The 21885-nt window shown below is 61.1% G+C and carries 6 protein-coding genes and 1 other RNA gene; 2 read left to right on the top strand and 5 right to left on the bottom strand.

Going from position 1 to position 21885, the window contains the following annotated elements; genetic code table 11:
- Window positions 1–509: 509 nt before the first annotated feature.
- From bilS to AAAX34_RS09170, 3 genes are all read right to left on the bottom strand, one after another.
- On the bottom strand, window positions 510–1061 hold the full coding sequence (gene bilS, locus AAAX34_RS09180; RefSeq protein WP_349111019.1) for a flavodoxin family protein BilS: 552 nt from the start codon (window positions 1059–1061) through the stop codon (window positions 510–512).
- Between the two features lie 127 nt (window positions 1062–1188).
- On the bottom strand, window positions 1189–3048 hold the full coding sequence (locus AAAX34_RS09175) for an ABC transporter ATP-binding protein (protein WP_349111018.1): 1860 nt from the start codon (window positions 3046–3048) through the stop codon (window positions 1189–1191).
- Window positions 3049–4914, bottom strand: a complete 1866-nt coding sequence (locus AAAX34_RS09170) for an ABC transporter ATP-binding protein (RefSeq protein WP_349111017.1) — start codon at window positions 4912–4914, stop codon at window positions 3049–3051.
- 211 nt (window positions 4915–5125) lie between these two features.
- On the opposite strand from AAAX34_RS09170, the gene AAAX34_RS09165 reads away from it, so the two are divergent.
- Together AAAX34_RS09165 and AAAX34_RS09160 are read left to right on the top strand one after the other, a co-directional pair.
- A complete protein-coding gene (locus AAAX34_RS09165) occupies window positions 5126–6193 on the top strand; it encodes a hypothetical protein (RefSeq protein WP_349111015.1) in 1068 nt (355 codons plus the stop codon).
- A 300-nt stretch (window positions 6194–6493) separates the two neighbouring features.
- A complete protein-coding gene (locus tag AAAX34_RS09160; RefSeq protein ID WP_349111013.1) occupies window positions 6494–7495 on the top strand; it encodes an LPXTG cell wall anchor domain-containing protein in 1002 nt (333 codons plus the stop codon).
- A 349-nt stretch (window positions 7496–7844) separates the two neighbouring features.
- On the opposite strand, the gene ffs is transcribed toward AAAX34_RS09160, so the two are convergent.
- Window positions 7845–7940: signal recognition particle sRNA small type (ffs, locus tag AAAX34_RS09155), an RNA gene on the bottom strand.
- A gap of 94 nt (window positions 7941–8034) precedes the next feature.
- Window positions 8035–21450: an FctA domain-containing protein gene (locus AAAX34_RS09150; protein ID WP_349111011.1), complete on the bottom strand. Its 13416-nt coding sequence runs from the start codon at window positions 21448–21450 to the stop codon at window positions 8035–8037.
- Window positions 21451–21885: the final 435 nt, after the last annotated feature.

Genomic DNA, 21885 nt, shown 5'->3' with positions numbered 1-21885 from the left:
CTGCAGGCGGCGGGGGCGGACAGGCCGCTCCGGTGGAACTCCCAGAGAATCCCCTCGCGCTCCTCTTTCGTATACATCGGACTCCCTCCTGGACCCAGATTGGGTCCGAGATTTTGTCCGAGGTCCCATGCATCCCGTTTCTTGACCGAATAATGGGACGCAATTTCCCGTTGGAGCGCCTTTGGGAAAGTGTGTCCCACTTCGACCGCCCAGAGTGGGATGCACTTTCCGCAAAGCACCTCAACGGGAAACTACGTCCCATTCCAAAGGCAAATTCCGGGACGCACTTTCCGAAACCCCGCCCATCCGGAAAGCCCGTCCCACTCTGAATACATCCAGCGAACATATGCGAGCGTGTTGTCCAGAACGGCCTCGTCATCGGGGTGATGGAAAATATCGTCCCAGACGCTTGCCATCGTTGCGCCCACGAGTGTCAAGAAAAAAGCCTCGAGGATTTCGAGGCTTTCACCATTTGTATTGTTTTGCACGAAGGACCGCGAACGGCGAAGCTACTCTCCCAGCACGGCCTTCTTGGCGGCTGCAGCCATGTTATCCAGATCCTCCTTGGTGGGGTGATCCTTTGCGGCAACCCAGTTGTCGAGTAGCATCTTAAATCGGGCGTTTTCGGGATCTTGCTCGAGCATGGCCTCGTAGCGCTGCTTGACCGCGGGACCCATCTTGCCCTGGCACATTGCCCAGCCTACAAGCTCGGCATCCCCAGCCAAATTGGAAGTTACGCGGTCGATAATCTGCTGATAATAGCTCTGGTCGGCCCCGAAGCCGCAGGTGCCAAACAGAAAGACACGCTTGCCGTGCAAGGTGGAGAGCAACGTCGCGACCGAAGGCGTGCACGCGCCCTTGTCGCACCAAAAACCGACAAGCACCGTGTCGGCCGCGCAGGCGCCCTGCGCCTCGAGCGAAACCTGATCTGCATCCGCATCGTCGCTCAACGCCGCGGCATGGACAAACTCAACACCTGCAGCCTGCAGCGTGCGCTTGATCGCACCCGAAACCATCCTGGTATTACCGCTCTTGCTGTTAACCACCAAAGAGCACGTCATAGTCACGTTGCCTCGTATCCCCCAAAACTAAAGCCACTAATGCAATTTATTAGATGAATATCTTAGTACTAACGTGACAGATGTAAACCACCGTCTGTCGATTGATTAATTTGCCCCGCGGGCTTGCTCACTGGGCGAATTGGCTGCGGTAGAGTTCGGCGTAGAAGCCGCCTGCCGCTAACAGCTCGTCGTGCGTGCCGCGATCGATAATCTGGCCGTCGCGCATGACCAGAATGCAGTCGGCGTTGCGGATCGTCGACAGGCGGTGCGCCACCACAAAGCTTGTGCGACCGGCCATGAGCTCGTCGAATGCCGCCTGCACCTGCAGCTCGGTGCGCGTGTCGATACTCGACGTTGCCTCGTCCAGCAGCAAGATAGCCGGGTCGGTGAGCATGACGCGCGCAATGCACAGCAGCTGCTTTTGGCCCTGGCTAAACGTGCCGCCGTCCTCGCCGATGACCGTATCGTAGCCGCCTGGCAGCTGCACGATAAACTTGTGCGCGTGCGCGTGCTTGGCAGCTTCGATAACCTGCTCGCGCGTAGCGTCGGGACAGCCGTAGGCGATGTTTTCGGCCACGGTGCCCTCGAACAACCAGGTATCTTGCAGCACCATGCCAAAGGCGCGGCGCAGGCTTGCGCGCGTGTAGCCACGCGAAGACCGGCCATCGACTGCGATGCGACCGGCATCGATATCGTAGAATCGCAGCAGCAAATTGATGAGCGTCGTCTTGCCGCAGCCCGTAGGGCCAACGAGGGCAAAGCGCATGCCGGGCTTGGCCTCGATGCAGATATCCTGCAGCAGCTTGCGGTCGGGCACGTAGCTAAAGTCCACATGCTCAAAGGTCACCTCACCCTGCGGGGCGGCAAGTTCCACGGCATCCGCCGCATCGGGCTCCTGCTCGCGCGCATCGAGCAGCGCAAACATGCGGCGCGCCGAGGCATACGCCGTCTGGATCTGCGTAATGACGTTGGTGACCTCGTTGAACGGCTTGGTGTACTGGTTGGCATAGGACAGGAAAATCTGCACGCCGCCCACCGTGAGCGCAGCGGGCACGCCCGTGATCACGCCCACGCAGCCAATCACGGCGACCACGGCATAGATGATGTTGTTGATAAAGCGCGTACCGGGGTTGGAAAGCGAGCCCATAAACTGTGCGCGTTCACCTGCCGTATAGAGCTCGGCGTTGAGGGCGTCGAAGCGCGCTTGGGCGTTCGGGCCGTAGGCAAACGCATCCACCAGTTTTTGCTCGCCCACATACTCCTCGATATGACCGCCGAGTTGGCCCTGGATGCGCTGTTGAGCAGTGAAGCTCTTATTGGAAAGCTTGGCGACGGCACCAGCTGCAAAAATGGAAAGCGGCGTGACGAGTACCACCACGAGCGTCATGGTCAGGTTAATGGAGAGCATAAACGCGAGCGTGCCCACGATGGTGATAACACCGGTGAAGAGCTGCGTAAAGCCCTGCAGCAGACCGTCGCCCACCTGATCGACGTCGTTGACCACGCGGCTCATAAGGTCGCCGTGGGCATGGCTGTCGATAAAGCTGAGCGGCATGCGGCTGAGCTTATCGCTCGCCTCCACGCGCATGTCGCGCACCGTTTCGTAGGACAGGCGGTTGACGCAATAGCCCTGCAGCCACTGGAAGGCCGCAGCACCTACGACGACAATCGCGAGCTTGGTAACGAGCGGCAGCAGCGCATCGAAGTCCACCTGCCCGGCGGCGACGATCAGGTCGATGCCCTCGCCGATAAGGATAGGCGTGTAGAGCTGCAGAATCACGGAGATGGCGGCACTCACAAACGACGCAACAAACGAAATGCGATGCGGACGAACGTAGCCCATCAGACGGCGAGTCACCGCACCCACGGGATAGCGCTCGGGGTCGCCGGGCTGGCGCGGACCGTCGCCCAGGTCGTTGAGGCTATCGTTACCGGACACGTTGGCCGTCATCGTGGCGACCGAACCGGAGGAAGTGTACGGATTCATTTAGCAGCCCTCCTTTGCGCAGACAGATGCGGGGGCGGTCGGGGCGCCTGGGGTGGACGCGGGCGCCGCACTCCCCTGCTGGCCCTCGAGATCCTCGCGGCGCAGCTGCGACTGGCAAATCTCGCGATAGAGCTGGCAGGTCGCGTACAGCTCGTCATGCGTGCCCAGACCCGCAACCGAGCCGTGGTCGAGTACGCAGATCATGTCGGCATCGCGCACGGTCGAGACGCGCTGGCTTACGATGACGGTCGTGAGCGGCAGCCCGCCCTTGGCGGCACCGCGCACACTGCGCTCGCGAATGGCATGGCGAAGCGCCGCGTCGGTCTTAAAGTCGAGCGCCGAGGCGGAGTCGTCCATGATCAGAACCTGTGGCGAGCCCACTAGGGCGCGCGCGATGGTCAGACGCTGGCGCTGGCCACCGCTAAAGTTCTTACCGCCCGCCTCGACCGGGGCGTCGAGCCCCTTCGGCTTGTTGCGCACGAACTCGCTCGCCTGCGCCATATCGAGCGCTGCCCAGAGCTCCTCGTCGGTCGCCGACTCGTCACGCCAGGTCAGGTTGCTGCGGATAGTGCCGCTCACCAGCGACGCACGCTGCGGAACGGTCGCGACCACGTGGCGCAGCTGGTCGAGCTGCCAGGCGCGCACGTCGGAGCCCATCACGTACACGCTGCCCACGCCCGCATCGTACAGGCGCGGAATAAGCGAAACGAGGGTCGACTTACCGCTGCCCGTGCCGCCGATAATGCCGAGGGTTTTGCCCACCGGCAGCTCCAGAGTCACATCGCTCACGGCATTTGCCGCGCCGGCGCCAAACGAGAAGCTCGCATGGTCAAAGCTCAGCGCAGGGACCGGAACAGCGCCACCCGTCAGGTCGCTCGGCTCAGGCAGCGCGACCGGCTGGTTGCCCTCGTCAGCGATGCTCGGCACGCAATTGAGCACCTCGTTGATACGCGACGCGCTGGCGCTCGCCTTGGTAAAGACCACGACCAGGTTGGCGACGTACACGATGGAGGTGAGCGTCTGCGTCATGTAGTTCACAAACGCCATGACCTGACCCTGCGTGAGCTCGCCCACGTTGACCTGGATGCCGCCCACCCACAGGATGGCGCACACGCCCAGGTTCATCACAAGAAACGTGACGGGATTAAGGATCGACGAGAGCTTGCCCACCGCGATGGCAGTATTGGCCTGGTCATCGGCGGCTTGGGCAAAACGCTCGCGCTCGTGGTCCTCACGCACAAAGGCGCGAACAACGCGGGCGCCCGAAAGCCCCTCGCGGCAGATAAGCGCGATGCGGTCGAGCTTTGCCTGCAGCTGCCTGTAATACGGGATACAGCGCGCCATGACAAACCAAAACACCAGGCCGATAGCGGGCGTGCAGATCAAGAAGATCATGCCGAGCTTAAGGTCGATGGCAAGGGCCGCGCACATAGAGCCCACCGCCAAGAAGGGCCAGCGGATGAGCATGCGTACGCCCAGCGCCACAGCGAGCTGCACCTGGTTGACGTCGTTGGTGATGCGGGTGATAAGCGACGGCGTGCCAAAGCGGTCGAGTTCGGCATAGCTCAACTTGTTGATGTGCTGGTAGAGCGCACCGCGGATATCGGTGCCCATGCCCTGCGAGGTGAGCGCCGCCATCTTTTGGCAGACGAGCGTAAACGAGATGCCGATCACAGCCATGGCGCCAAGCAGCATACCGTAGTGGACGACGGCGTTGACATCGTGTGCGCCAATACCCTTATCGATCATCTGGGCAATCACCAGCGGCGTCAGCAGGTCAAAGATCACTTCGATCAGCTTACACGCAGGGCCGATCACCATATACCGGCGAAACTTACCACCAAAACGCCTGAGCAGCTCAATCATGTATAGGCGCTCCCTATCATCATTCACACTCAATCCGAATCATGATAGTACGGTGAGCCCAAAAGAAGCGTAAACAACTCGTCATTTCTAATAGGATTCGGTTTCCAAAGAAGCGGAGAGGCGCGCACCCAGCCAGTGTCGGGTCGACCACTTGGTATACTTACATTAGTGCTACCAAGTTAGTCGCCGACCCTTGAAATGAGGTGCCGAGATGAACGACATTCTCGCAAGAAGAGCAAGACGAGCAACCGTGGGCATCGCCCTTTCCGCGGCACTTGTCGCGGGAATCGCCCCCGTAACGGCAATCGCGGCAGAAACCAGCGCCCCCACCGGTGCGGCCGTTTCGCAGACGAGCGCCGCCAACGGCAATTCGGGCGCCCCGCAGACAGAAGACGCGGCCGCCGCAAAAGAAAAAGCGTATGCAGCCATGCAGGAAGCGCTCAAAAACCTCGAGGCCGCAAAAAACGCCGCAAGTCCCGAGAAAATTGCGAGATTCAATGATGACATTACCCGTTTTCAAGAGTACCGCGAAAAGATGGCGGCGCAAGCCGCCGAAGGGAGGGAACTCCTTCCCACCATGCAAGCGGACGTCGATGCTGCCCAAGCCAAATACGACGGGGCCATCAACCGGGTAAGCGAGCTCCAGGCAGAATTAGAGAAGAAACATGAGATGCTTAAGACACTCGAAGCACTCGGCTACGAGGAGTTTGTCGAAACTACTAAACAGCAAATAAAGCAGTTGCACAGTGAGATCATATCGGCAAAAACGCACGTAAACTATTGCGAAACGGAGCTCCGCGAGTTCCAGTACCGCCTCAGAAGAGAGGAAAGACGAGTTAATGACTGTGAACGTGCTGTAGAGAAATATAAAGCCGATATCGACCGGTTCACAGCCTGGCGAGATGCGCTCCTCGACAATTTGAAAAAAGCGCAAACGGCCTATGACGACGCCTGCAAGGCATACGAAGAGGCAAAGGCCGCGGCAGACAAGGCCGCCTCGCCCGAGATAACGAAACCGACCGAGACAGTGCCTCCCTCCGGCTCGACGCAACCCGCCGAGGCGACACCGCCCGTTGCCTCACCTGCAACCGGCAAAGACGCCCCATCGAGCTCCACCAAGCAGGCGAACACGAGCAGCGGCAAGCAAGCAGATACGACCGCCGGCAAGCTCGCGAACACGGGCGATGCAGCGCCGAGCGCAATCGCACTCGCAGCAGTCGCCGCCGCAGGACTCGGAATAACCGCCACGGCCACACGCCGCCTCAGGAACCCAAAATAGCTGCCAGCGGTTATTGTCTTCGCCAATCCACAAGCCAAGAGACAAAAAGAGGTCCGTTTCCCCAACCCAGGGAAACGGACCTCTTTACTTGTGAAAACAGATGGTAATGCCGCCGTCTCTTGAACCACGTAGCCATCAATGCCCAGACAACACTAGCAAGCCGCGTTCCTTAAGGGATAGATTTAATGGCTGTTAATCAAGGGGTATACGCGCACGCCCGATCAATGGCGGGCAAACCGCCTGATATACTTACAGTAGTGCTACCAAGTTAGTCGCCGACCCTTGAAATGAGGTGCCGAGATGAACGACATTCTCGCAAGAAGAGCAAGACGAGCAACCGTGGGCATCGCCCTTTCCGCGGCACTTGTCGCGGGAATCGCCCCCGTAACGGCAATTGCGGCAGAAACCAGTTCCCCCACCGGTGCAGTTGCCTTGCAGACGGAAGATGCGGCCGCCGCAAAAGAAAAAGCGTATGCAGCCATGCAGGAAGCGCTCAAAACCCTCGAGGCCGCAAAAGTTGCCGCAAGTCCCGAGAAACTTGCGGCAATCGATGATGACATTGCCGCTTTTCAAGAGATCTACGACATGGTGGTGACGGAAGCCGCCAAACGGAGGGAACGCCTTCCCGCCATGCAAGCGAACGTCGATGCAGCCCAAGCCAAATACGATGAGGCCCACAGCCGGACAAGCGGCCTTCAGGCAGAATTAGATAAGGCACTTGAAGCACTCGGCGACGAGGAGCCCAGCACAGCTACTAAAGAGCATATTAAGCAGTTGCGACGTGAGATCATGTCGGCAGAAAGGCGAGAGAAATCTTGTGAAGATGATCTTCACTCCTACCGACGCCGGCTCGAAAGCCAGGAAAGACAGGTTCAGGATTCCGAAAGTGAGGCGGAGGAAGCTAAAGCCCACATCGACGAGGACATAGCCAAGCGAAATGCGCTCCTCGGCGATTTGGAAAAGGCGCAAGCGGCCTATGACGACGCCTGCAAGGCATACGAAGAGGCAAAGGCCGCGGCAGACAAGGCCACCTCGCCCGAGATAACGAAACCCGCCGAGACGACAAAACCCTCCAGCCCAGCGCAGCCCACCGAGGCGACACCGCCTGCAACCGGCAAAGACGCCTTACCAAGCTCCCCCAAGCAAGCGAACACAAGCAGCGGCAAACAGACAGATGCGACCGCCGGCAAGCTCGCGAACACGGGCGACGCAGCACCGAGCGCAATCGCACTCGCAGGAATCGCCGCAGCAGGCCTCGGAATAACCGCCACAGCCACACGCCGCATCAGGAACTCAAAATAGCTGCCAGAGCATACCACCTTCGCCAATCCACAAACCCAGAGAGAAAAGAGGCCCGTTTCCCCAACCCAGGGAAACGGGCCTCTTTAACTGCAAAAATTCAAGCAACAGCACCGCCGCCTCTTGAACCATGTAGCCATCAATGCCCAGACAACACCAGCAAGCCGCATTCCACAAGGGATAGATTAAATTAGATAAACGCGCCTTTACGGGTGATTTTCGGACGACGGGGCCCGGCCGGCGGCGAGGTGTTTGGTAGTCGAGCGATCCCGCAGGCGAAGCCGAGGACCAGCGAGACACCAAATACCTCGCCGTCGGCCGGGCCATGTCGCGGCACCAAAAAACGCCCGTGCGCTCGATGGATTCGGATGCCCGACAGAGGCTCCTTATGGCTGCTTCCTTCCGGACCTGACCAGATTCGGAACATGTCGTCATCCGAACCCATCGAACGCGCTAGGTGCTCGGTATATCTTACCTGCTCCCGCCCACCAGAGCAAGTGGGGCGAACCCATCGGATGGATTCGCCCCACTCGTGCATATCGCTAACGGCGCCTGCGGTACAGGACCGCGCCGCCCACTGCGGTCAGCGCGCCGATGCCGGCCATGGCCGCGAGCGCCTCGACCGGCAGGCTGCGGTCGCCGGTGTCGGGCATGCCGCCCTTGGAGCCGTCGCCGCTAGAGCCGCTGCCGGAGCCGTTATCTGAACCGCCGTCTGAGCCGCCGCCCGGCGTGCCGGGGTTCTCGGGGGTGCCGGGGGTCCCGGGATTCTCGGCGTAGCTGTTGGTGAAGACCGGCGGAATGTTGGCGTCGCCCTCGTAGGAGACCTTCGCCGACAGATAGCCCGTCTTGGTGCCGTCTGCCGCCTTGTCGCTCACCGTGACGACGATCTTGTGCACCGCCTTGTCGTAGGTCACGTGCGCCTGGCCGTCGTCGACCTCGCTCACCGTGAAGGTGTAGGTGCCGGTCAGCTTGAACGTCAGCGCATCGAACGTGACGCTGCCGTCCGCGGCGTTCTTGGCGATCGACATGACCTTGCCGTCCCGGCTCTTGAGCTCAAAGCTAAACTGGCCCGCCTTGAGCTCGGCGCCCTTGAGCACCTTGGCGGCGCCCAGCTTGAGGGTGACGGGTGCGGCCTCGTAGCCGTTGGTGAACGTCACCGAGTCGCCGCCCGTGGGATTGCCCTCGGCATCCGCCAGCTCGTGCCTGACGGTGAGCTTACCGTTTCCGGCATCGGCAACCGTCGTGCGCACGCGGTACGTCGCCCTGTCGTATGTCACGCCGCCCGCCGTGCCGGCGACCTCGCGCAGCTCATAGCTGTGCGTGCCGGGCGCGGTGTAGGCGACGGGGCTGAGAGCGACCGTGCCGTCGGCGGCGTTCTTGCCCGTTGCCGCGACGCTCTCACTGCCGTCGGCGGCAATCTCGACCAGCTGGAACTCGAACTCGCCCTCGGCCAGGTCACAGCCCTTGAGCTTCTTGTTCACCGTAATCTGGTCGGTGACGGAGCTCGGCGTCGGGTTCACGCCGTAGGTGTTGGTGAACTCGAACGCGCCCTTGCCCTCGGGCGTGCCCTCTGCGGGCAGGACCTCCGCGGCGAGCGTGCCCGCGTTGGTGTCCTCGACCACCTTGACCGCGAAGGTCCTGATCGCCGTCGCGTCATTGACCACGCCGTCGACCGAGCCGGACTCGCTCACCCGGTAGGCGAACGTCTTGGTGCGCAGGCCGTCGCCGTCGATCTCGACGTCGTCGAGGTCGCTCGGCTGCTTGAACGTGACGCGGCCCAGCACGACATTGCCGGCGGCGTCGTTGGTCGCCTCGGTCACCGTCTTGCCGGAGGCGTCGACCGGTGCGGGCGCGCCGTCCAGCGGCTCAATCTTAAAGGTGTACTTGCCCGCGATGTCGGCCTGCGTGAGGCCGAGTCCGGCCTGGCCGAACGCCAGCGTCTTGGTGCCCGCGAGGTCGACTGTCGCCTCGTTGGTGCCATAGCCGTTCACGAACGACAGCGTGCCATCGGAGCCCTCGGGGTAGGTCACGGCCACATCCAGCCCGCCCTTGCCGTTATCGGTCACCTTGACCGTGATGTCGAAGCTCGAGGCGGTCGCCGTCACGCCCGCGGGCAGCCGGTCCGTGCCGTCCTCGGATACGGTATAGGGAATGACCCAGGAGCCGTCGGCGGCCCTGGTGGCGGTTCCCTCCGCCACCATCCGCCCGAGAGCGTCGGTGGTGTAGGAGATGGGCGAGAACGCGAGTCCCGCGGCCTCGCCGTCGCCGGAGGCCCAGTTGGTCGCGGTCGCGACCACATTGCCCCGGGCATCGCGGACGGAGAACGAGAACTCGCCCGCCGCCGCGGCGCGGCCCGTCAGCGTCTTGGTGGCGTTAATTGCCACGTTGCCCTCGCCGCCGAGCGCGCCGGTGGCCTCGTAGGAGTTCTCGAACGCGACCGTCACGGGCGCAGGCGTCGCCGTGACGTCATCTGCCGTGGAGACCTCGCTGCGGGCGACCTCGACACCGTCCTTGGCAACTGTGGTCGTGACCGTGAGCTTGCCCGTCGCGGCATCGTAGGCGGGCGCGATGGTCACCGTGCGCGGCGCGGTGTCGTTGGCGTAGCCCTCGCCGCCGAGCTTGGTCTCGGTGACGGTGAAGCTGTAGGTCTTGCCCGCGTCGGCGTCGGTGAACTTCACGTCGCTGCCCGCGGCACCGCCGACGAGGTCGATCAGGTCGGCCTCTCCGTCATCGGCAGCGGCCACGGCGTAGGCATCCTTGTCGGTCTTGAGGCCGAGCTTGGCGGCCGTCTCGGCATCCGCGGTCACGGTGAAGGCGAACTGCCCCGCCTCCATGGCGCGGCCGGAGAGCGTCTTGGACAGGCGCACGCCCGCGCGGGCCGAGTAGTCGAGCTCGGTCGTGTAGGTGTTGACGAAGTCGCCGCCGCTCGCCTGCGCGATCGCGGGCGTCGTGGCCGTGAGGTTGCCGGAGCCGTCGTCGGTCACGGTCACCGTCATCGTGGCGGTGTGGCCGTCGTAGGCCACGCCGGCGATGGCGGAGCCGTCATCGTGCCTGACCTCGCGCACCGTGTAGGTGAAGGTCTTGGCGCGCACGCGCTTACCGCCGACCTCGGCGAACCCGGCGTCCTTGATGTCATCAAGCGTGTAGCGGATGGGGCCGAAGTCGAAGGCGACCCTATCGCCCGCCTTGGTGCCGGCGGCGGCCGTCACGCTGACGGTCTTGGAGCCGTCGGCAGAGCCCTCGGGCATGGGGGCGCCGCCCTCGCCCGTAAGCGCGAACTGGAAGCTGTCGCCCTCGGCCCAGTCGCGGCCCTCGAGCGTCTTGGTGAAGAGCCCCGCGGTGGAGACGTCCCTGCCCTCGGCGGCCGTTCCGTACGTGTTGGTGAACGCGACGGTCGCGCCGTCCTCGGTCACGGCGCCTTCGGCCTTGGAGCCGTCAGCCCCGTTAACAGCAGTCGTGTAGCCCTCGGCGGCGTCCTCGGTCACGGTGTAGCGCGCGCCCACGGGCAGGCCGGCGATGGTCTTCTCCTCGCCGTCCTTGAGCGTGAAGGTCGCCTTGCCGTCCGTGAACGTCACGGCGTGCGCGTCCTTGCCGAAGGTGCCGGAGACGGGCTCGCCGTCCCCGTCGGCCAGCGTGACCGCAAAGCCGAACTCGCGCTGGCTATCGCCGCCGACGACCGTCTTCTTGACGGTGAGGCTGCCCTCGCGGGGCACGCTGTTGTGGGTCGTGTTGGTCTGCGACTCGTTCTCGCCCACCTTGACCGTTGCGGTGTTGGCGATGTCGTCGACTACGGCAGCTTCGGCGGAGACCTTCACGTCGAAGCCGAGCGTGCCCGTGGCGCCCGCAGCCTGCTCGCCGAGCGACCAGGTAAGGGTGCGCGTCGCGGCGTCGTAGGTGGCGTTTTCGGCGGCAGTCCCCTCGACGTAGTCAACGCCCTTAGGCAGGACATCGGTCACCGTCACGTCGGCCGCTTGTGCGGCGCCCTTGTCGTCGACACTGTTATTGGCCCAGCCGATGGTATAGGTGAGGGTATCGCCCACGCCCACCAGCTTGCCATCCACATCGACCTTGGCACCCGAGGCGTCCGCCTTGGTGACGGTCTTGGTGTTGTCGTGCGGCGTGAAGGTGTTGGTGAAAGTCTTCTTGCCCCGCTCGTTGGAGATCTCGGCCTTAAGGCCGGCACCGGTCTGAGTCACCGTGACGTCGAAGGTGTAGGCGTGCGCATCGTCCTCAATCAGGACATCGCCGCTTGCCTTCTCGGTCACGGTTGCGTGGTAGGTACCCGGATTGGTGAAGCTGAGCTCGCCGAAGGAAACCTTGCCGTCCTTGTCGTTCTTCGCCTCGATCGGGTAGCCCTCGAGCACATTGTCCGCGCCGTCGGCGAGGGAGAGCTCAAAGGCGAACTCCCCCTCCTGGAGGCCGGGCTTGCGGCCGCCCGCGAGCACCTTGGTGAGCTCGGGGACGGACGCCGTGGCGGGGGCGGGGTCGAAGGTGTTGGTGAAGGCGGCAGAGGAGACCTGGTTTGCCGTGATGGAGCCCTCGGCCCTGAAGCCCTCGGCCCCGTTCACCGCGGCCTTGTAGCCAGCGGCGGCATGTTCGGTCACCGTGTAGGCGGTCCCCGCGGGCAGCCCCGTGATCCTCGCCTTCTGGCCGCCCTTGAGCTTGAGGGTCGCCTTGCCGTCCTCGAACGTCGCGTCACCGTAGGTGCCGGACACGCCGCGGCCCGCGGCATCGGTGGCCTCGACCGCAAACTCAAATGTCTTGTCCACGTCGACCGCCAGGCCCTCGCGCGCCACGACGGTCTTGGAGACGTCAAGTTCGCCCGTCTTCACGGTGTTGGTGAATGCGACGGTCGCGCCGTCCTCGGTCACGGCGCCTTCGGCCTTGGAGCCGTCAGCCCCGTTGACCGTGGTCGTGTAGCCCTCGGCGGCGTCCTCGGTCACGGTGTAGTGCGCGCCCACGGGCAGGCCGGCGATGGTCTTCTCCCCGCCGTCCTTAAGCGTGAAGGTCATCTTGCCGTCCGTGAACGTCACGGCGTGCTCGCCCTTGCCGAAGGTGCCGGAGACGGGCTCGCCGTCCCCGTCGGTCAGCGTGACCGCAAAGCCGAACTCGCGCTGGCTGTCGCCGCCGACGACCGTCTTCTTGACGGTGAGGCTGCCGGTCTTGGCGGTGTTGGTAAAGACCGCCGCCTCGACCGTGCGCTCAGCAGCGTCGCCCGCATCGTCAGTCAGCTGTGCAATCTTGGTCTTGGCAGACAGCTTGCCGGCGCCGTTGTCGGTCACCGTGACGGTGGCACGATAGGTGGCCTTCGAGAACGTGAGTGCCGCCTCGTCACCCGACTGCTCGGTAATCATATAGGTATAGGTACCGGGCTTGGTGTACTCGATAGCACCGAAGTTGCCGACCTGGGCATCCTTGTGCAACTCAATCGTCGACACGCCCTCCTTGGCGCCCTTGGGCATGGGTGCCTCACCCTGGGCAGTCAGCGTCATGGTAAAGGCATCCGATGTTATCCAGTTGCGTCCGGAGATCTTCTTTTGCACCTTAAAAGCGTTTTCCACCTTCGTGGACTCCACGCTATAGACATTGGTGAAGCCTGCCTGCGTTGTCTGTCCGACGGTGCCCTTCTTGGTGTTCGCCTTGTCGGCAATTGCAAATCCGTCCTCACTCGTCATGAGGTCGCCCTTGGAGTCAAGCTCCTGCACCTCGTAGCGAGCGCCCACGGGCACGGTAACCGTCACGGAGCCGCCGGCCTTAAGCGCGATGGTGTCACCGCTCTTGATCTGTCCACTTACATAGGTGCCGTTGGTGCCGCTGGGACGGCCAGCATACGCAAAGGTACCGGTCAGAGGCGTTGCGCCATCGGCCTGGCAGAGCAGCACCTTAAAGGTGAATGCCTTGTTGGGCGCGACAATGCCTTCGGCGGCCGTGACCGTCTTGCTCAGCGTCAGGCGGCCGTCAGAAACCTGATCGGTAGTGGTGTTGGTCTTGACGGCAGGCTTGTCGCCGACCGCCACCGACGCCTGGTTGAAAATATTGCCCGAAGCGCCACCGCTCTTAAACGCGTCCTCGGTCACGCGAACCTTAAACTGAACCGTGCCCTCCTTGCCGGCGGGAACGTCCGTCAGCTTCCAAGTGAGGTTGCCGTCGTTGTCCTTGGAGCCGGCATCCTTATGGTCGCCGGCGAACTCCACGAACTCGGTTCCCGCGGGAACGGCATCGGTGATCGTCACCGTGGCAGACGCGCCCTCGGTGTTCTTGTAGCCGATGGTGTAGGTGAGCTCATCACCCAGCGCCACACCCGACCCCGTCGAACCCCGAGCATCGCTCTCGGACTTCTTGGGCGCGTAGTTGGTCGTGGTGCCGGTATAGCTCTTGTTGCCGACCGTAACGGTAGCAGTGTTTTTGATGGTGCCGATAGCGCTTTGGGCGTCCTTCACAGCATCCTCGGTAATCTTGACACGCACGCGCACCGAGCCATGGCTGCCCGCGGGCTGCTCGCCCAGGTTCCAGGTGAGCAACTGGCCACTCGCGGAACCCTTATCGGCATACTCGCCCTCAAAGGCCTCGAACACGACGCCCGTGGGCAGCTCGTCGGTTACGGTCGCATTGACCGAAAGCGGGTTGCCATTGTCATCGGCCTCGGTGTTGACCCAGTTAATGGTGTAGACGTAGGAGTCGCCCACGGAGAGCAACTGCCCGTCGATGTCCACATCGGGCTTCGCGACCGTGCCGATCGTCTTGACCTTATCGCGCGTATTGTGGAAAACGATCTTGCCGTTCTCGGTACCGTCGCGATAGGTCACCCTGGGCGTCAGCGTGCCATCGTTGTTGTCGGTCACCTCGAGCAGCACCCGGCACGTCGCGGACGTGTCCACGGGACGCACGCCCTCGGGCAGGTTGGCCAAGCGCTCCTTTGCCACCAGGTTAAAGCTGTAGGTGGTGGTGTGGTCGGCATTGTGGCGCTTGGTGGCAACGCCATCGTTGACGGCGCCGGCAAGGTCAATCGTCTGCTCATGAGTTCCGCTGGTAGCATCGCCAAGCTTAAAGTTAACCTTACCAAAGTCGACCGTAGCGGTACCGTTCTTGGCCGCCTGAGTCGTGCCCTCATCCATCTTTTCGAGCGAGCCATCGGCCTTCTCGGCATACAGGTCAAACGTATACTGGCCAGCCTCGATCTTGTCGCCGGAATCCATTACCTTCTCGGCAGTAAGACCGTCGAATGTTCCGGTCGCAGCGTAGCTGTTGGTAAAGAACACCTGAGCCTTGGCAACACCGTTCTCGGAGCTAAAGGTCTTCGTATCGCGGGGCTCTTCAACTTCGTTGGCGTCATAGTGCTTGACCGTAGTCACGGTATAGAGCGAACCGTCACCGCGCTTCTTAACCGCGATCTCAACCATCCAATAGGTGGAGTCGTATTGATAGCCACCCTTGTTGCCCCTATTCTCGACAACCTTGTAGGTGAACGTCTTATCCGCATCTTCCGTCGCAAAGGTCAGGCCACCCAAAATACCGGTGTGGGACGTGCCATCGGTTTGCGGCTCATCGTTTGTCACGGTGAGCTTGCCCTTATCTGCGCGCAGCAGCTTGTTGAGTTTATCGGTTGAGGCGGGGTCTTCGCCCGTCACCGTAAAGCCAAACATGCCGGCATGCAGATCGTGGCCGCTGAGCGTCTTGACGAGCTCTAGGCCGCCCTGGAGCTCGTAACTCGTCGAGGTGCGATACCTATTGGTGAAGATGAAGCCTTCCGAGCCGGTCGTGCCATCGGCACGCGCCACAAGCTTGCCGCCCTCATCGGTTACGGTAACGGTCAGGGCGTAGGTGTGCGCGTCATACGTCCACTCGCCAAGGCCGCCGTTCGGGGCCAGCTCGTTAATCGTAAACGTATACGTGCCCGGCTTGTTGAAGGTGAGCTTCGAAAAGTCAATCTTTTCGTGCTCCCCGTCCTTGAGGGCCGCCGTCGTTTGCTTCTCCTCAGCATAGCCGTTGTCCACGCTCATCGAAGAGCCGGTGATGAGCTTGCCATCGATGGCAGTCTTGGTAGCATCGTCAGCCGCAGTCATAGCAAAGGTGAACTTGCCCGGAGCATCGGCACCGGCAACCACCTTCGTCACGGACGGGGTGTAGGTTGCCGCCTCGGTGACCGTATAGGTGTTCTTGAATTTGACCGTCGCGACACCGGTGGACGTTGCACCAGACGGATAGATCCACTGGCCCTCGAGCTCGTCCTTGCCATCGACCTGCTTGCTTACCGCTGTCGTGACTCTAAGCGTACCGTCGCCGTTATCCGCCACGACAGCCTTAACCGCATGGACCGTCTTGTCGTACGTATAGTCCGTCGCCTTGTCGTCAATCTCACTCACCGTATAGGTGAACGTCTTGCCGGCATCATCCTGAGTGAAGGTCAACCCACCCGCAGGTATCAAACTCACGGTCTTGGGGGCGTCGGCCTCGACGTTTGCGGTCTCAAAGACCTTGCCATTCGTGGAAATGCCAACCTTGCTGGCAGATGTCTCGTCGGCAGGCTTGACGATATAACGGAACGTGATCTTAGGCGAGCCAAAAACGGTCGCGTCCTTGGGATACGTCAACGTCTTCTCGATCTGCAGACCGCCAGCGGCGCCATAGTCGAGACTTGCCTCATAGCGATTCACAAACGAGACGGCAGGCGTTGTGGCGCCGGCCTCACTTGCATCGTACTGCTGCACGTAAGTATGCGAATCTTGCTTGAGCTGGACGATCTTTTCGTCCGTCAGCGTGCTCGCGTCGGCGCCGTCGCCCAGCAGCTCCGTCACACCCGCACCCTTGAGCACGGTCGTCACGGTGTAGAGCTTAGCGGGGTCATCCTTATGTGCAAGGACTTTGACGAGCACGATGACATCGCCGGTGTAGCCGATGTCATAGGTGTAGCCGGCGGCAGCAGGCTGGTTCTCGTGAATGCGATAGGCAAACGTACGCCCCAGATCCTGTTCCGTGAGCTCACGGGCAAAGAGCTTCTCCGCCCCACTCGCGCTCACCACGGTGCCGGGCACGCCGGCCCCCGCAGCCGTATTAGACAGGCTGGCCTCGGAGCCATCGACCGATGTCTGAACGCCGTTGTGCCAAAGGCCTGTCGCGGTAAAGGTAAACTGTCCCGCGACAGAGGCGCGACCCTCGAGGGTCTTGCTGACCGTCACGCCACCAAAGGTGCCCGATGCATGGTACGCGTTGGTAAAGGCAGCCTTGTCGGTTACGGCCTTGTCCGCATCGGAGGCACCGGTGTTGGCGTAGGTCACGCTCGACACGCGCAGCTTGCCCGTGTGGTTGCCCGACTCATCCAGATCGGCCACCACGACGGTCGCGCGTGCAGTGTGCTTGTCCATGGACATGCCCGCCTGGCCATCCCGCGCAGCATCCTCGGTGATGTTGAAGCTAAAGGTACCCGCGCGGTTGAACGTCACGGTCGGGGCGGCTTCGGCGCCAAAGGCGAACGATGCCACGCGTCCCGACGCGGGCGCGCTGGCGACAGCTTGGTTAGTGCCGATAGCAACGGCCCCATCCGTCACTGCCTTTGCGGTGGTCTTACCCAGACCAGTTGCACTGGCATCGTCCGTAGCGGCGGTGAGGTTAAAGGTATAGCGTTCGCCCTGGTTCCAGTCGCGACCGCTCACGGTCTTTTGGCCCTGCAGGGTCGCGCTCGTGGGCTCCACGCTATATATATTGGTAAAGGAAGGTGTGGCATTCTTATCCAGCTGCTTTACCGAGCCGTCCTCTGCAACCTTGTAGTACTCGATCGAAGTCTGGATGCCAGCACCCTTCTCGGCGTTGCGCACCACGGCGTAATAGACCGACTTGTCGTAGTCCATGCCCTTCTTAATGCTACCGAGATTCTCAGCGAACTTGTACACGTAGGCGCGTCCCGCATCAGCCTTGGCGGTATAGGAGATCGCCGGCCACGTCACCGTACCGTCGGCGTTATTGCCCACGGTCGCGGTGTCGCCCTCGGCGTCCTGAGGCATGGGGGCCTTGATGCTCTTGTCGACCTTATCGGGATCGAACGCTGCATTGTCGTCCGCATAGCCGCCCACACGCTTGAGCTCAAAGCTAAAGGCGTTCTGGGAAAGCGGGAAACTCCCGGCGTTGTCGGTTAGGCTCTTTTGAGCATGGATGGTGATGTTCCCCTCATGCTCGTCGTAGCGGTTGGTGAAGATCGCGTCGGCAACCTCTGTCTTGGTGTCGTCGCCCGCGTCGTTGCGCTCCTGCGTCATCTTCACGCTCTCAACGACAAGAGCACCAGCTTGGTTGTCCTCCACCACGACCTCCGCTTTATAGCGGGCGGCAGAGTAGCTTATGCCGTCTGCCCCGGCATCGGAACCGGGGATAACCTCCGAGATGGTATAGGTGTACGTGCCGGGCTTGGTATAGGTGATGTCGCCAAACGTTGCCGTCTTATAGGTGATGTCGCCAACCGTTTGCGTCTGGGAATTCTTGGTAAGCTCGACCGTCGACACCTTGCTCTTGGCGCCATTGGGCATGGGGACGCCGTCGTCGGCTGTAAGCTGCACGGTAAAGGAATCGCCATCGGCCCAATCGCGACCCTCGAGCATCTTCTTGGCGCTTAGGCCATTCTTTACGGGGCTGACACTGTATTTGTTGATGAACTCGAGCGTGTTGCTCGCGGGAATCTTTCCGTCCACGAGCGCAGCGATTGAACCCGTTATGGTGTTGCCGGTTCCCGACTGCTTCTCGCCGCCGACCATGCGTCTCACGAGGCTAAAGCCAGCCGGAAGCACCGACTCGTCGGCAGAGCCGGTCACAGTGTTAACGATGCTCGCCAGCACATTGCCACTGGACTCCTCGCCCTTAGTGGTGAGCTCGCTCACGCTATAGCTGTCGCCCTTCTTAAGGTCGTATACGCGAATGGTCTCGCCGGCCTTGATGGAATGGGTGCCGCCGTTCTTGAGCCTAAAGGAATTGCCCACAGCGTTGCCGCTCGCATCGAACACATGCGCCTCGTAGCCCTCCTGGGACTCCGGCAGGGTGAACTTAAACGTAAAGGGCAGATCGTTGTCGTCCGCATCCTTGGTGGGCGCAGTAAGACCAGCATCCGCCGTCACGGTCTTAGTCACTTGCAGGCGTGCCACGCGACGATCGGTATACTGCACGGCCGTTGCCGTGGTAAAGAGATGATTGAGCTGAAGCGTGCCCAGATCGGTGCCATTGGTGGCATCATCGTCTTGATAAAGGGCCATGCGGTTGATGCCCGTATCGGCAAAGATGGTCGCCAGCTGGCCGTCGCGCTCGCCACCGTCCTCGACATAGCGCAGGATAGCCTTGGCACCTTGCGTCGTCTTGTCATAGCGCATATGCATCCAGTTGCCCGCAAGAGAAGGCGTCACGCCTTGGGCGGTGCACGTCTGGCCCCATGTCAGGTTTCCGTTGGCGTCAACGGCCGCACTCTGCAGCTTGCCCTTAATGTGCGTAAGCGTGTTGTCGATGGAGTCGGGAGAGCCAAACTGCGCCAGGGAAGCAATCAGCGAACCCGGGCCGCTCATGCTGCGCACACCGTCGCCTTCCTTGCCAGCATCCACATACACACCCGAATCGTCCACGATTACCTTGGTGATGGTGTTGTTAATCTCATGGCCATCCGGGCTTACAGACTCACGCAGGTAGTACGTACCCTTGGTAAGGGGCTTATGCTCTGTCGAATCGAGCGGGAAGCATGCAGCACCCTTAATGTCATACGGATAGGTCATGCCTTTTGCCTTCACGGTGTCATACGGCGTGGCACCAGGGTTGATTGCATACGTGCTGGGACTATCGCCGGCAACGTCATCGGACTTATACAGCTCAAACGTCGCGCCGTCCACGGGCTCGTCCAGGTCATCGACCTTCTGCACAAACAGACGGTTCTGAACGTTGGTGAGGTGGATCACCGTAGAGAACTGCCTGTTTATCGTTTGATATTGGACCATAGAGGTGTTGTCGATGGTTGCCCCCGCCAGAGACGATGCCGTGGTGTGGTACACCGCTACGGTATATTCGGACTGGGACTTATCTTCCAACATGGCGGCGTACTTCTCGATGTCTCCGGGCAGCGACCTGACCGTCACCACGTAGTCGCCCTTGGTATTGACATCAAAGACACTCGTGTCCGCCGATTTGGCAGCCTCGACCGCACCGGCAATGCCGTGCGCGGAGCACAGCTTATAGCCATTGAGCGGGTTGCCCGTGACCGCCGTCCACGCGTCTTCGCTTGTGTGGTCCTCGCTCGCACCGGTGAGCTTGAGCACGACGGCGAAGGTCGTACCCGAGCTAATGGCGTTGCCCTTATTGTCTTTTGTTTCTTTATTAAGAGAAATGGTCTCCTTAGCGGCCAGATAGCCGCCGTTCAGCCACATGCGGCTACCCGTCCATGACTTGCCGTCGGCCGTGGTGACCGTCGTCTGCGGTGCAACCACCACGCCACCCGTGCCGCTCGCAGCTTTCTTGTATTGCAGATGCAGCTCACCTGGCGTTGCGGTGGTCGATGAGGTCAGACTCGAGCGATATCCCGCGGGCAGGCCAACCTCTTTGAGTACAAAGTAATCGTGTCCCTCAGCGTGCTGGTTATCAAACGAAAGAACGGACCTGTCCGGCTTCAGAAGTACCAGCTGGCCATTGGCGTCCGTCGTGCCCTGAGCGATGGCCTCATCCTGCGCGTTCCAGTTGGCATCTGACTGATACAGAGCAAACTCGGCACCCTGGACTGCCTCGCCGTTTTGGTCGACCTTCGCGACCTCGGACGACGGCAGCGTGGTGAGGTTGAACTTAAGTTTCATGTTCGATGCGCCCGCGCCGCGCTCCAGATAGAAGAAGCTCAGCGTATGCTTGCTGCTGTCACGGAAGGTGTTGCCGGAGAAGTTAGAGGTATCTGCGCCGGCAGCTTTGAACTTTGCCTTGATGTTGGTTTTTTCGATTTCCTTCTCGGCTCCATTCGCACCGTCAATATGACCGACCTTTACTTCACCGGTAGCAAAGTTGATATCAAGCGTTGCCTTCTCGTGGATGCCACCCAGATCGCCCACGAGTACGCCATCGATGTACACCCAGACGTCGTCATCACCCGAGAACTCAAAGACCATGTCGTTGTTATCGGTGGTCTTGCCGCCCGCAGGCTGGACAAACTCTGTGGTCATGGACATGCCAAAGTGGTGGTTGAGGCTCGTGCTTCCATCAATGATCTGCTTAGGGGAGAGGCTGTTGCCCTTCTCATCAAAAACCTTGTCAGCCGAGTCGAAGGGGAAGAACTGGCCCAGATTTGCATCTGATACGTCGCCCTTATATACGCCCGCCTTATCGTAGACGTTAAAGGAGTTGGTCGTGGGGTTATACACGGCATAGTTACCATAGTTACCGTCAGAGCCGTACGAGTCGTAGACGTAATAGCCATCTTTGAGCTGGAAGAGGCCTTTCACATCGTTGTAGACAGCCTTACCGTCCTGTTTGCCATTTGCCTGACTGTCGTTGTTAAAGAGATAGGCCAGCGACTCATCGGTGTAGTTAACACCCTGGCCTTGGGAGGTGTGGGTGCCATTGCTGATTGCCGGATAGCCATCCACCAGCATGGTCTTCACAAATGAAAGACGTCCAAAACCGTTGATATTGCTTCTGCCCGTCCACTTGTTAATGCCCGTGCCGGCACCACCATTGAACTTGAGCTGGTGATTTTTGTTGATGCCGGTGTTGTTATTGCCATTATTGTTGTTTATGTTGACGGACTTATCGTTGTCGCCGTTCACGACCCAATAGTCGAACAAATTGACCGTAGTGCCGGTGGGATTCACCGTCTCTACGGTATGGTTGCTCAAGGGAACGGACTGGTCGGCCGACGCACTCGATGCACCAAGCATGAGTGCGCATGCCGCCAGCGGGACGGCCAAAACCCTCAGGACACGCTTGGCGGTATTGGTTTTCTTGCCAAAAGGCTTTAGCATTTCTCGAGCTCTCGCACACACGCGATTCATGAAGGCCCTCCCCAAATCCATGAGGACGTCAAGCAGCGGCTCGCTATATATGTGTGTCGTCCCCATCGATGCAATTATACGCCCCATTACAGTCTGAAATAGGTCATCGATAAATTTCGATGGCGAGCATTCGGCGCATTGCCTACGATACGGGCAAGCCCCGAGGGGCCGCCGATCGGGCGCCTCCGGATGGCCGTCTGCCCCTGCCCCGTAGAGGGCCCGGGGGGTGTTGCCACCGGGGGCGCTCGCCGCTCCGGACGACTGATAGGAAACTGCCGGGCGCAAGCGCCACGGCCAGGTAATGTGGGTGTCGCGGGGAGGGGTTCCGATCGGCCTACCGATTGGAGGATACCACCGTGGCACCAATTAGAATGTCGGAAGCCGTCATCGGGCTCGATGTCGGGA

Source organism: Collinsella sp. CLA-ER-H4 (assembly GCF_040092395.1).
Classification (GTDB): Bacteria; Actinomycetota; Coriobacteriia; order Coriobacteriales; family Coriobacteriaceae; genus Collinsella.
This window is presented reverse-complemented; position numbering and strand designations above follow the sequence as displayed.